Below are 13,791 nucleotides of genomic sequence, written 5' to 3'. Positions count from 1 at the left end.
CGATGCCCGGCATGGAATGCATACGGACTAAATCACCAGCCGTGTTTGCAGGACGAAATAGTGATTCTTTGATGGGTGTTATTAGCAATTTCGAAATAGGCGACGTAACTAACCCATCCTTATTCCTTCACCTCATACCCCTGCAACGACAGCATCCGCACGGCGTAACGCTTACCCAATTCTCGGATGCTTTGGGAAGTAAAGTGGAGTTTATCCGGAACCGCCGGGAGGCCCGCCGAGGAAATGACGTAGGTCTTCGGAATCGTTTGGGGTAGCGTCGCGATGATGGCATTCATGCTGGCACATTTTCCACCCTGATCCTGGCTGACTACTTCGCCCGCGAGTAAGGGTACTGAATCCGGGGCCAGACCCAGATCTTTTAATAAGTCAGCGTATACTTTCTGAACTTTACCCGGCCAGGCTTCATCACCCGTATTGGACTCTCCCTGATGGAGCAAAATGCCTTTGATTACACCCTGTTTCTGGGCTAGTCGGGCCATGGTCAGCAGTCGTTCGTAGGGGTTGCCGCCGTACGCATTCGCCATATTGATCATCCAGGGTCTTTCAGCGGCCGAAGAATCCAGATACGCCCGATACTGGACTTTATCAAAAATCTCGATTTTACTACCACCCACCGCTACCGGTACGACACCCACCCGTATCGAGTCAGGTAAATGGGCGATCAGCGTACGGCCAAAATAGTCGGCCGGTGACAGGCGGGTATTACACCGAAACAGGGGTGGTTTAGCCGGGTACCATTGGCCCTGGCTTCGTCCCAGCTGCGGGCAATCCACCGCGGCCAGTACCTGAAACCGACTACTGACTGTGCTATCCTGAGCCTCGATCGCCGCGGGGCCTTCCATGTTCGACTGCCCCAGGCAGAGGTAAATATGAAAGTTAGGGTCTTGGGCAAACGCGTGTTCACGACCAAGCCAGGCGAAGAGCAACAACCCAAGGATACGGATCATTTTCATAGATTTAGGGGCAATTGAAAGGGTTGAAGGTTGAACCGGCAAAGGAAGACATACCCTCCAGCGTTTTTAAAGGCACGATTTAATGGTAGGAGAAACTTCTCTCTATTTCACTCAAACCCAGCGATAAAGCCTATCCAACCCACTTTATTTTTTGGCTTACGCCTTTCTATGTTGCTTGAAATAAAAGGCTTTGGAGCAGGGTCTGCTATTTCAATCATGAAGGGTCGCTTCTACGGTTGAGTGAGCGTATCACTGATGTGGAAGTAATCGAAATCAGCGTAGCCACCCGTCTGTTGCGTGGCGTAATTGAACAGGCCAAACCGGTAACCCATAAAATGCGGAATGGTATACGGCATTTTAAGCGACTCTCCGATACGCGTCCAGGTTTTGTTGTCGAGGCTGTAGAAGAAGTTTGCCGTGTCCTTCCGATCCCGGAAATTACATTCAGCCTTCAGGTATACCATCTTCTGAGGTAGCGGAATAGTTTGAAGCTCTGTCGGTTTTCCTTCCTTCATTTTAACCATCACTACGGAAGGTTTTCCCTGGATAATTTTGACCCCTACCAGACCATACTCCTTTTGCAACAGGCCTAAACCAGCAAAATCACCCTCCTTCATTTGAGAAACATCCAGGGCCGTCGTACTAGCTGATTCCGGTCCGATGGTCCGTTGGGTGAGGGTATTGCGGGCCTGCGTAAAGGACGTGTCGATTCGTCCGGTTTTCAGTCGTAAAAACCCTTTGCGTTCGCTGAGTGACCAGAGCTTCGGTTCGGGATTATGATTCCACTGCCAGACCAGTGGCAAGGTCGGTTCACCCTTTTTACGATTGAATTCGTCGGAGGCAACGATACCCGGAATCAGTCCTTTGCTCGCGGGCAAAGCCAGCTTTTCGGGCACTTTGCCGTTCTCTCCCAACACGGGCCAGCCATTTTCCCATTGTACCGGCACCAGGTACGGAATCCGACCCACGCCGCCAAAATCCCGGAACAGATAAGCGTACCATTTTCCGTCGGGCGTATCGATCAAACCACCCTGTGCCACGCCCAAATCCTGCAAGCCGACTTTGCCTTCCCAGGGGCCCGTAATTTTATCCGCCCGGTGAATCACTACCGTACGCATGCTTCCCTTGGGCCAGGTGATGTTGAAGAGGTAGTATTTCCCATTTACCTTGAATAACTGCGAACCTTCGGCGGGCAGTCCTCCGCCCGTACCGGAGGGTGCACTGGCATTTTCAATGATCACCTGTTCGGTAGTACCGGGCTTTACCCCGGAAAGGTCCGCCGAAAGTTCGATCAGCTTGATTTTGCCGCCGCCGTAAATCATGTATACCCGACCGTCATCGTCGAAAAACAGACTGTGATCGTGGTACGACGGTTTGAACGAGATCTCTTTCCAGGGACCTTTTTCAATATTCTGGGTGGAATAAATATAGGTTTTACCCGTCGTCTGAGCGAACGTCGTGACGTAGTACGTACCCTTGTGGTACCGCAGGCTACTGGCCCAGGAACCCCGGCCGTACGTACTCTTGCCGTTCGTCAGATTGAGTTCATCCATTTCCCCCAATCGATCATACGCGTAGCTCACCAGTTGCCAGTTGATTAAATCCTTGGACTTCATCAGGGGTAGGCCCGGACTCATGTGCATGGTGGTACTGCTCATGTAATACGTATCCCCTACCCGAATCATGGAAAGATCCGGTACATCGGCGAAGATGACCGGATTATGGGCCTGGGCGAACAAAAGCTGACCTGAGCAAAGCAAAAACAGTAGTATAAAGCTTCTTAGCATGTGTATCGGGTAGAGGTTAGGTAATGAAAGGACCTACAGAAAGCCCTAAATGGGCTCAGGAATAGGTTGCATCGCCCAGGCGACCTACCTATTCCTGCATTTTCCAACTCACTTTATTTATACATCGGATCCTTTCCTTCGTACTTCAAATAACGGAACGAAGCGGTATTGGAACTACTTTCACCGGAAGACGTAGCGTACATGCCGTACACGCAGCCAATGAAACCTCCCGCTACCTTGGTACTCAGGAACTTTCCGTCCATCTTATCTTTCAGCACTTGCCAATTTTTACCGTCCGTTGTATACGAGAAGCTGTAGGAATCGCCCTGCGAAGCAATACGGAGGTTTACCTTGTCAGCCGTGGTATTCAGCGGGGCTTCCGTCACTAGCTCCATCGATTTTTCGCGGGGTACACTCTTGAAAAGCTGAATGACGGGTTTTCCGTCTTTCTGGCCTTTACTCAGGAAATAGAAATGATGCTCATCCTGAAGGATTACCAGTCCTGCTTTTTCGTATTCTGCTTTTGGACTAAAACTCAGTTCGGTTTCAGCCGTGCTAAACAGGTGTTGCTGGCGTTTTCCTACGAAAGACGGATTACCCATTTCCATGCAGGTTTCGGGTTTCAGCTTCAGCGTCAGGCCCTGCTTTTTGGAAAGCGTATACGAGCCGGGATCTACCGTTCGCATGAATAGTAACGAAGGGTCCAGCGATTTTTCAAAGGTCATCGTATACCCAAAGTTACCTGACTGAGGCAGCAGATCTTTCGGCTTGCTTTCGGCGTAGTTGACCGGATAGGAATACTGAATTTCCTTATGATCGGGGTTGATGATTGGCCAGTCTTCCTTCCATTCTACGGGGGCAATGAAAGTTTCACGACCAGTATTGTAGAAATCACCCTCGTAAGGCCGAACGGCTAAAAAGATGGAATACGTCTTTCCATCGGGACCTTCCACAAACTGAGCGTGGCCAGCGGAAGTAACGGGGTTTTTCCGGTCTTCGGGTAAGCCTTTCTGCGTCAGGATGGGATTGTGCTCGTAGGGTATGTAAGGCCCCCAGACGGATTTACTCCGGAACACTACTTCGGAGTGGTTCACCGACGTGCCACCTTCGGCCGCATACAGGTAATACCAGTTGTTTCGCTTCAGAATATGCGGCCCTTCAATCCATACGGGCTTTTTGCTGATGTCTACCCCGCCGTTGACCAGTTGCTTTTCCTCACCTACTACTTTCAGATTCTGGTAATCAAATTCGTACATCCGAATGGTACGGTGGCCGGAATACTGGGGTTTGTTGTCGGGAGCGTCGCTGTTGTAGAGAATATAGGCCTTGTCGTTGTCATCGAAATACAGCGAAGGGTCGATGCCCCGAACCTGCGGAATCCGGACCGGATTACTCCAGGGTCCTGCCGGATTTTTAGCCGTTACGACAAAGTTACCGTCGTGATCAATGTCCGTACAGGTCACGTAATACGTGCCCTTGTGATAGCTGATGGCTGGAGCAAACAGGCCGCGTGTTAACCGCTCGCCCATGAAATCCATTTGGGAGGGGCGGTCAATGACATTGCCAATCTGCTTCCAGTTTTTTAAGTCTTTACTATGAAAAACGGGAATGCCGGGAAAGTAGGAAAACGTAGAATTAATGAGGTAATAATCTTTATCCACCTGCACAATACTCGGATCCGGATAGAAGCCCGATAGAATGGGATTGACTAAAGTAGTTTTCTGAGCTATTCCAGAATTCAGGCCCCAAAGGCAGAAAAAAAGAATGGACAGGATAGGTTTTCTCATGTTTCTGTAAGATCGATCCAATGATGTGTTAAGGTTCCTTTGTACTGGTACTATTCCGTAACTCTCCAGCATTCATTTGTAGCGGTCAGCGGAAAAAGCACCGGCTTCAAATGTAGCCTTAAGTAGAAAAAGCGGTAGGATAAAAATCTTCAAAAAAGGAGAAAAAATGTTTAATTAATTAAATATCAGCCCCTCCCAAAGGGTGTTTTTTTACATTATTTCTATATTTTTTTACATTTCTGCTACCTTTTGGCTTCTTCTGCACTCTAGTTTTGTTAAAGAATTTCAGCTCCCCTAAACGAGCGTAAGGCTTTTCAAAACGGCGATAAACCCGAAATTTTTAGCGTATCTACCCCACCTTGCAGGTACCTGACTGCACTCCTAATCCTATACCATTACTTCACAAAAGTTTCATTAAATGCTATGGATAAACCTGTAACATTCCGAGAACATCCGATCCGATGGATGATGATTCCGCCCGTCGTTTGTCTGCTATTACACATGCATTCGACCAGTGCAGCACCCAATTATGCCAGGCACGCTTTCGCTCCTACCCCCAGTACATGGAAGACGAACGCCCGGGTTGATCGGGTCATAACCGGGAGTATTAAAGATGAGCAGGGCCAGGCCGTGCCGGGCGTGAGTCTGTCCATTAAAGGCACGACGCAGGGTACGGTCACTGACGAACAGGGCCAGTTTCGGTTAATGATCCCCAATGATAACGTGACGCTGGTCGTCACGCATGTGGGGTATGCCAGTCAGGAAATCGTTGTGGGTACGCGATCGACGGTTGAGATCGTTTTGAAAAATGACCAGCGAGTCCTGAGCGAGGTCGTTGTGGTGGGTTATGGTACGCAACGCCGGGGAGCCATCACCGGAGCCGTTTCATCGGTTACCTCCAAAGCCCTGAATGAGTTACCGGTGGCGGGAATCGATCAGGCCTTGCAGGGACGGGTCGCGGGCTTAAACGTGACTAACAACGGATCGCCGGGGAGTGCTCCTATCGTTACCATTCGGGGGATTAGCTCCATCAGCTTTGCTTCCGATCCACTGTACGTGGTCGATGGGTTTCCCACGGCGATTTCCAACATCGACCCCCGCGACATTCAGTCGGCTGAAGTGCTGAAAGACGCCAGCTCCGCCGCCATTTACGGTTCCAGAGCTACCAATGGGGTCATTCTGATCACGACAAAAAAAGGTTCTTTACAGGATCGTTTGCGGGTTTCCTTTGATGCTTATTTCGGGGTTCAGAGTCCCACCCGGGAATTCAATCTGCTCAACACGCAGCAATACACGCAGTACGAAAGAGCCCTGAATGGTGCGGGCAGTTCATTGCCGCCTCGTCTGGAATCGGCTAATTTCAATCTTCCGATTTACGAAGGTGCTACGCAGACCTTTGCCCAGACCAATACCAACTGGCAACGGGAGTATTTCCGAAGAAACCAGCCGCTTCAGCAGTACAACGTCTCCCTGAGTGGCGGCAATGGGGCTTCGCGTTTTTATACAGGAGCGGGTTACTTCGATCAGCAGGGTATTGCTCAGGGCCTTAATTTCAAGCGTTTTAACTATCGTTTGAATTCGGAACATACCTTAAGCAAGATATTTACGTTCGGCGAAAATCTGTACATCAGTCAATCCAAACAGCGTTTCGACGTTTCGCAGGGAAACCGTACGCCCATTGTAAACCTCATCCGGATGCAGCCCTATCTGCCCGTGTATAACCCCAACAACCTGGGTGGATTCATGGGGCCGCAGAATAGCTTCGACGCCTCCGATCCGGTCAATCCCGTGGAGCGGGCTTTCCTCGTTGAAAACATCAACAATACGACCCGCATTCTGGGCACAGCGTACGTAAAAGTGAACATCGCCCCCTGGCTCCGATTCACGTCTACGTACGGTCTGGATTATTCAAATGCCTACATCACGAACTATACACCCATCCACAACGATGGCGGTACTTCCATTGCGGCAACGGCAAGTATCCAGAATCAGCGGCTGTTGACGAATACGCAACTATTCACCCAGCAGTTAACCTTCGAGAAGTCGTTCGAAGGCCATAACCTCGGGGCCACGGTTGTCTACGAAACCCAGAGTCAGAATGTGCGGAATGAAACCGCCAGCGGTACCCAGAGCACGAACGTGGTCCGTACGCTCAACGGAGCCAACAACGTGACCGCCAACAGCATTTATGAAACCAACTACATCCGCTCCATGGTGGGTCGGGTGACGTATGACTACAACGAGCGTTACATACTGGCGGCTTCACTTCGTCGGGATGGTCTGTCCGTATTTGCTCCGGGTAAGAAGTTCGAAAACTTTCCGGCCTTCTCTGCTGGCTGGCGAATCGACCGGGAAAACTTCATGAAAGAGGTACGTGGTATCTCGGAACTGAAACTCCGGGGCGGTTACGGAATCACCGGCATCAATGGCGTGCTGCTGGGTAACTATCCGTATCTGCAACCCATCCAGCGGAATCAGGCCACTTATCCGTTCAACGGTACGGTTATCAACGGCAACGGTTCGTTCTATAACGGTCTGAGCAATCCGGATCTAGCCTGGGAAAAAACCAAACAAACCAACGTGGGTCTGGACATGGGTTTTCTGGAAAATCGCTTAACCGTTGTGGCGGAGTACTTCCGGCGTCAAACGGATAACCTGATTCTGACCGTTCCTACGCCGACCAGCTTTGGTTTTGGCGGAGCCGGAACTCTGGCGAACGTAGCGGCGATGGAAAATAACGGAGTTGAATTTCAGGTGGGTTACCGTAAAACGCGGGGCGATTTCACCTGGAATGTGACGGGTTTAGTAAGCGTCATCCGAAATCAGGTGGTACGGCTGAATAACGAGAATGCCTCCATTACAGCCGGGGGTGATGCTGATTTTGGCGGCGGTGGTCCTTTGACGAATACCGTAGCCGGTCAGCCCGTGCAGTCGTTCTACGGTTACATCGTAGAAGGTATTTTCCAGAACGAAGCGGAAGTAACGTCCCACGCCACGCAAAGTGGAGCCGCTCCCGGGGATTTGAAGTTTAAAGATCTGGATGGCAACGGCGTTATTAATGATGATGACCGTACGTTCATTGGCAGTTTCCTGCCGAAATTCAGTTACTCGCTCAACTACGCGGCTAACTACAAAAACTTTGATTTCACGGTCTTCTTTCAGGGCGTACAGGGCAATAAAATCTTTAACGCCGCCCGGATTATTCGCGAAGGGATGCCTCGCCTGTTCAATGCCGATGTGGCCGTTCTAAACGCCTGGACACCTTCGAACACTACTACGGACATGCCAAGAGCCGTGAACGGAGACCCGAACCAGAACGTACGTCCCTCCACCCGCTGGATTGAAGACGGCTCGTATTTACGGTTTAAAAATGTCATGATTGGCTACAATGCCCCTGAATCCTGGACGAAACGTACCGGTGCTCTGGGCCTCAGCCGATTGCGTCTTTACCTCTCTGCTCAAAACCTGTTTACTATTACCAAGTACTCTGGTCTGGACCCGGAAATCGGTTCGAAGAACGGAACACTGACGAATGGTGTGGATTACGGTCAGTACCCCACGCCCCGATCATTTCAAGCAGGAATCCAGGCCACTTTTTAATGCATACTTGTATGAAACTATCTAAGCGAAGCATTCGGACGGCGTGTATAATGGTTATGCTGCCCATTATGTACTCCTGTAATGATAATACGTTGAATACCATTAACGAAAACGTGGTATCCACTACTGATTATTTTAAAAACAGTGATGAACTTCTGGCGGGTACCAATTCCATTTATGCCACGGTGCGTAACATTTCGCTGGTGGCCCGGGAGTGGTTTTTCCTCCATGACCTGCGAAGCGATGAGGTAGCCGCTGGTGGAAGTCAGCTGGAAGTACCCCGCTTTCAGATTCTAAGTGGCAATACAGATCCCACCAACAGCGTCATGAACTCGGTCTGGAATGGCTTGTATACCGTCATTCACCGGGCCAATACGGTTATCGAAAACGGGCCTAATGTGACGGATAATGCCGCCGTACGCGACCGGGCGGTGGCCGAAGCCAAATTCCTGCGAGCCTGGGCTTATTTTGAACTGGTTACTTTTTGGGGAGGCGTACCGCTGTACACAGCACCCGTTAAGTCGCCATCCGACTACCAGCCCCGAGCAGAGGTCAATGCGATCTATACCTTAATCATCGAAGATTTGCGTCAGGCGGCCGGTGCCTTACCCGGTAAAGCGGCTACGGATAAAGGACGAGCCACCAATGGTGCTGCCCATGCGTTGCTGGGCCGGGTGCTGATGCAGCGAAATGATTATGCCGGAGCCAAGGAAGCCTTGCTTAAAGTCACTACCTCCGGTGCGTATACGTTAACGGATCGCTACCTGGACAATTTTGAAGAGGAGACGGAATTTAATGCCGAGTCCATTTTCGAAGTTGCCTACGTCGATAAGGGGGATAATGATTTTAACTGGGGCGGCAACGATACCCCCAACTCCGCTCAATCGACCATTCGTAACCAGGAGTACAATCCGGTAGCGTGGCGAAACCTGATTCCCTCGGACAAGCTGCTGAATGAATTCGAAAACACGGCCACCGGAGCCGCCAAAACCGATCCCCGATTCAATTTCAGTTTCTACCAAACCGGTGATCGTTACAACAATGATGCGGATGTACTGACGGATGCGGATCAGAACGGTAATTCATCGGTAGTCAATGGTGTTCGCAAGAAAGTCAGCATCCGGAAGTTTATGATTCTGTACAAGGAAGGCAAATCCCGGGCTAGTTACCACCCCGGCGGTAATAATCAGCGGATTATCCGCTATGCCGAAGTACTGATCAACCTGGCCGAATGCGAAGCCGAGCTGGGGAATCTTACGGCGGCCGTTGGCTACCTCAATCAGGTTAGAGCCCGCAAAAGTGTAGCGATGCCCGCGTATCCGACGAGCCAATATCCCACCAGCACTAAAGCTCAGGTGATCAAAGCCGTCATGCACGAGAAAATGGTTGAACTTTCCGTGGAATGTATGCGTAGCATCGATATTCTCCGCTGGCGACCCAAGGGTTATTTCACGCAGGAACCATTCTCCTATTTCCGGGCGGGTCGGGATGAATTACTGCCCATTCCGGTGGCAGAACTGGACAATAATCCGCTGGTGAATGGCAAGCAAAATCCGGGTTATTAAGCAGTTCTGAATCCCTTGTCTGTTGTGTAGGCAAGCGGGAAAAGAAGGGAGCCTAGCTCTTATCCTGACCGCTGTACCACGGGCAAAAAATGAAAAGGCTCCAGAGGCAAATACGCTTCCGGAGCCTTTTCGTTTCACTGTTTCGCTTTGGATCCTTGTCTAAGTGTTTTATATGGATTTAGGTCATTACTCAAGCAGTACTACAGGTGAAATGCAGGCTCTGCTTTATACTGGATTTTCGGCTTTCATTCTCGCTTTCTGTATATACTCCGAAGGAGTCATGTTAAACTGAGCTTTGAACACCTTGGTAAAGTAGTTCGGGTTGGCGAAACCGATTTCGTACGCGACCTCGGCAATGTTCATATCGCTTTTGTGCAAGAGCAAAGCGGCCCGTTCCAGCTTGATGGATCGGATGTATTCAACCGGTGTCATGCCCGTAAACTCAAGCAATCGGTTGTACAGCGAAGCCCGGCTCATGGATAAGTGACTGCTTAGGGTTTCCACCGATAGCTGGGGATTGGCCAGATTGTCGTGTACGTAAGCCAGTACTTTCTCCAGGAATCGCTCCCGTTCCGGAACAATTTCCGGATTGGGCGAAGTCATGACGACCTGCTTGGTGTACGTATCCTTGAAGACCCGGTTGAGGGCGATCAGGCTATTCATCTTTGCCTGTAATACCGCAAAGTCAAAGGGTTTCGTAATGTAGTCCGTGGCCCCGGATTCCAGACCCGACAGCGGACCATTCTCTTCGACGGCCGCGGTTAACAAAATGATCGGAATGTGCTTCGTACGCTTATCGGCTCGCAGCTTTCGCGTTAGTTCCAGACCATTCATCTCGGGCATATTAATGTCACAGACGATTATATCGGGATGATGAAACAAAATCCGTTGCCAGGCTTCTTTCCCATTGGTAGCCTCGTAAAGCCGGTAAAAAGTCTTCAGATTTTCCTTGATGTAAAAACGAAAATCTTCGTCGTCTTCAACAATCAGTACCAAGGGTTGATCTGCATTTTTGGTGGACACGTCCACGGCTGGTAAATCTGCCAGCGGGTGCGTTACAGGCACTATCGTTTTGGTTACCTCGGCAACCTCCGGGCTCTCTTCCCGTTTCAGCCGTAACCGAAAGGTAAATTTGCTACCCAAGCCCACGGCACTTTCTACGTTGATTTGGCCGTCGTGCATTTTGACAAACTCTTTCACAATCGACAAACCAATGCCCGTACCCTGATTCAGGATGGCCGGCCCCGTATCATGCTGGAAAAAGCTTTCAAAAATCCGATCCTGAGCTTCGAGCGGAATGCCAATGCCTGAGTCTTTGATGGACACGCAGATGCAGGCGACCTCGGCGGTGGATTCCTCCGGGCATGCTTCCAGGTTTACCCGAATCGAACCTTTCTCCGGCGTAAACTTGAACGCATTAGATAACAGATTAAACAGGATTCGCTCGACTTTATTTTCGTCGAAATAGAGCGTTTCTTCCTCCATTTCACTCGAAAATGACAGGATGATATTCTTTCTTATCGCCAGATCATTGAACGCATACACGACGTCTTTTAGAAAGGCTACGATCGGGCCTTGCTTCAGGTGAAGTTTCAGCTCTTGTTCTTCCAGTTTTCTGAAATCGAGCAGCTGATTCACCAGATTACTCAACCGCCGGGCATTCCGATTGATGAGGTTTAGCTGATTGGCTGCACTTTCGTCAAAATTCTGTTTGAGTAGTTTTTCGGCCGGACCAACAATCAGCGAAATCGGCGTTCGGAATTCGTGACTGAGATTCGTCAGAAACTTGATTTTCATCCGATCAAATTCCCGCGAATATTCGGCCTCTTTACGCTGTTGTTCCAGCAATTGACTCGCCCGTAGTCGCTCCTGCTGGATGGCAAATTTTTGTTTCAGATTGTTGATGCTCCGGCGACGGATTAAATACAGAATGCCGAAAACAACCAGTACGTAAAAAGCATAGGCGTAAATCGTTAGCCAGAAGGGCGGAGCTACCCTGATTCGAACGGAGGTACCCTGGTTATTCCAGAGGCCATCGTTATTGGAAGCAATCACCTGAAAGGTATATTCCCCGGGGCTTAGGCTCGTATAATAGGCACTGTGTTCTTTCCCCGCATCAATCCACTGATTATCCACGCCTTCCAGTTTGTATTTGTACTGATTGTACTCGGGAACGGTGAAATTGAGGGCTTCGAAATTGATGGAGAAGTTCTGCTTGTAGGCCAGCCGAATTTCGCTGGCAGTCAGTAAGGACTGATTAATCGGCCCCTTCGGGGACGGAACCACGGCCTGATTATCAATCTTCAGTTCCGTCAGTACCACCTCGGGAATCTGGTTATTGATCTTGATATCCGATCGCTTGAAGTGATTGAATCCTCCCTGTCCACCGAAATACAACTCCCCGGTTGAAAGCTGTAAACCCGAACCCAACACAAAAGCTCCACCCTGCAAGCCGTGGTGATGGGTGTAGTTTTTAAATCGTTTGTTAACCGGATTGAAGCAGCTCAGACCTTTGTTCGTACTGAGCCAGAGTTCGCCCGTGGGGGTTTCGATGATTTTCAGAACTACCCCGTTAATCAGCCCGTCACTTTCCGACAATACCTGGAATTGCCTGCTTTGGGGACTCAGATACGCGAGCCCGTTTCCGTTGGTTCCTACCCAGATCGTTCCTTTGGCGTCTTCCTTGATGGACAGGATGTAATTGCTGGGTAAACCGCTGTTTCTTTTGTTGTAGAACGTAAAGGTTCTGGTTTTGGGGTCGTACACCGAAAGGCCGCCACCGAAGGTACCCGCCCAGATTCGGCCCGACTTGTCTTCTTCAAAGGCCCGGATGTAGTTGTTGGAAGGTTTGGTTTTATCATCCGTATGATCACTCGGATTCACCAGTTTTTCAATGGTGCTGGTCTGCACGTTGAGAATATTGATTCCCCCACCGTTCGTTCCAATCCAGAGATTCCCCTGCCGATCTTCTTTCAGGCAGAAGATGTCATTACAGTTCAGATCTTTTTCGCCAGGCCCTTTTTTAAACCGGGCATAGTGCTGCGAACCGGGTTGGTAACAAAACAATCCGTTCAGGTACGTACCAACCCATAATTGCTGGTTACGGCCCATTTCCAGAGCCAGAATACTCAAATCGTGTCTGATGTTCTTCCGATCGTCGGGTAACTGAATCGGTCTGAATACCTCTTTCTGCGGTAGGTATTCGTGCAAGCCTCCCCCATCGGTTCCCACAAAGACGCGGTCCCGGTACTCCGCAAACGAGGTCACCGTGGATGACCGCAGGCCAAATGCATCAAACGCGTTGCTTTGTTTGAGTTTGAAATGGCTCTGGCTTTTATCGTATTTATTCAGCCCGCCCTGATACGTTCCTACCCAGTAAATGCCCTTGTCATCCACCAGCACGGAACGGATGGATCGGCTACTCAAACTATGCGGATCGCGACTGTCGGGACCGTAGCTAACGATGTTCTCCGTATTCAGATCCAGCACGTCCAGGCCTTCGTCGGTTCCTACCCACAGCTTGCCGTTGTCATCCGCGGCCAGGGCGTAAATGGTGTTACTGCTGATCGAGCTTTGGCCCGGGGCGTACGTAAAATTTTTAAAATGATTCCCGTCCGATTCCAGCTTACTTAAGCCGCCAATGGTACCTACCCAGATCTGATTGCGGCTATCCTGAACGATCGCCGAAATGTAGTTGTGCGTAAGACTTCGGGGGTCCTGGTCTTCGTGCCGGTAATGCCGGAGGAGGGTATAGTTTTTATCGTATAGCCACAAACCCTTGTCGGTCCCGATCCACATCTGGTGCTTCTGATCCTGGAAGGTATAAAGCGAGGTCTGCCCTTCGAAGTTTTTCAGCAGCTTCTGGTAGGGCTTCTGAAGAATCAGTTTTTTGCTAACGGGATCAATGATATACAAGGCTCCGTAACTGGTCACCCAGAGATTTCCTTTATCGTCAGCCGTGATATGCGTAATGGCGGGCTGTATCTTCCGCTTATCCCCTACGGCTTCAAACGGAATAATGGAGTCGGAAAGTCGATCGTAATAGCTGAGCGAACCTCCATTGGTACCAATCCACAAA

General features: G+C 50.1%; 6 protein-coding genes. 2 read left to right on the top strand and 4 right to left on the bottom strand.

Translation table 11 applies throughout. The features are described from left to right. Window positions 1–119: 119 nt before the first annotated feature. The 3 genes from BWI93_RS11165 to BWI93_RS11155 all read right to left on the bottom strand — a co-directional run bounded on the left by BWI93_RS11165 (window position 120) and on the right by BWI93_RS11155 (window position 4,548). The gene (locus BWI93_RS11165) at window positions 120–974 is read right to left on the bottom strand and encodes a sialate O-acetylesterase (protein ID WP_094811255.1); all 855 of its coding nucleotides are present in this window, start codon (window positions 972–974) and stop codon (window positions 120–122) included. 230 nt (window positions 975–1,204) lie between these two features. After that, window positions 1,205–2,761 carry a glycoside hydrolase 43 family protein gene (locus BWI93_RS11160; RefSeq protein WP_094811253.1) on the bottom strand — a complete coding sequence of 519 codons (1,557 nt, stop codon included), beginning with the start codon at window positions 2,759–2,761 and terminating at the stop codon, window positions 1,205–1,207. 113 nt (window positions 2,762–2,874) lie between these two features. Continuing rightward, window positions 2,875–4,548, bottom strand: coding sequence for a glycoside hydrolase family 43 protein (locus tag BWI93_RS11155; protein WP_094811251.1), 1,674 nt, complete (start codon window positions 4,546–4,548; stop codon window positions 2,875–2,877). A gap of 423 nt (window positions 4,549–4,971) precedes the next feature. On the opposite strand from BWI93_RS11155, the gene BWI93_RS11150 reads away from it, so the two are divergent. Next, window positions 4,972–8,148, top strand: a complete 3,177-nt coding sequence (locus tag BWI93_RS11150; protein WP_094811249.1) for a TonB-dependent receptor — start codon at window positions 4,972–4,974, stop codon at window positions 8,146–8,148. A gap of 11 nt (window positions 8,149–8,159) precedes the next feature. After that, complete coding sequence (locus BWI93_RS11145) at window positions 8,160–9,713, top strand: RagB/SusD family nutrient uptake outer membrane protein (RefSeq protein WP_094811247.1); 1,554 nt, start codon at window positions 8,160–8,162, stop codon at window positions 9,711–9,713. A gap of 225 nt (window positions 9,714–9,938) precedes the next feature. Here BWI93_RS11145 and BWI93_RS11140 read toward each other — a convergent pair whose 3' ends face one another. Beyond that, window positions 9,939–13,790, bottom strand: a complete 3,852-nt coding sequence (locus tag BWI93_RS11140; RefSeq protein ID WP_094811245.1) for a hybrid sensor histidine kinase/response regulator transcription factor — start codon at window positions 13,788–13,790, stop codon at window positions 9,939–9,941. Window position 13,791: the final 1 nt, after the last annotated feature.

Source organism: Siphonobacter sp. BAB-5385, from assembly GCF_002261125.1.
Lineage (GTDB): Bacteria > Bacteroidota > Bacteroidia > Cytophagales > Spirosomataceae > Siphonobacter.
Note: the sequence above shows the minus strand (reverse complement) of the source record. Positions and strands in the feature narration are given on the sequence as shown.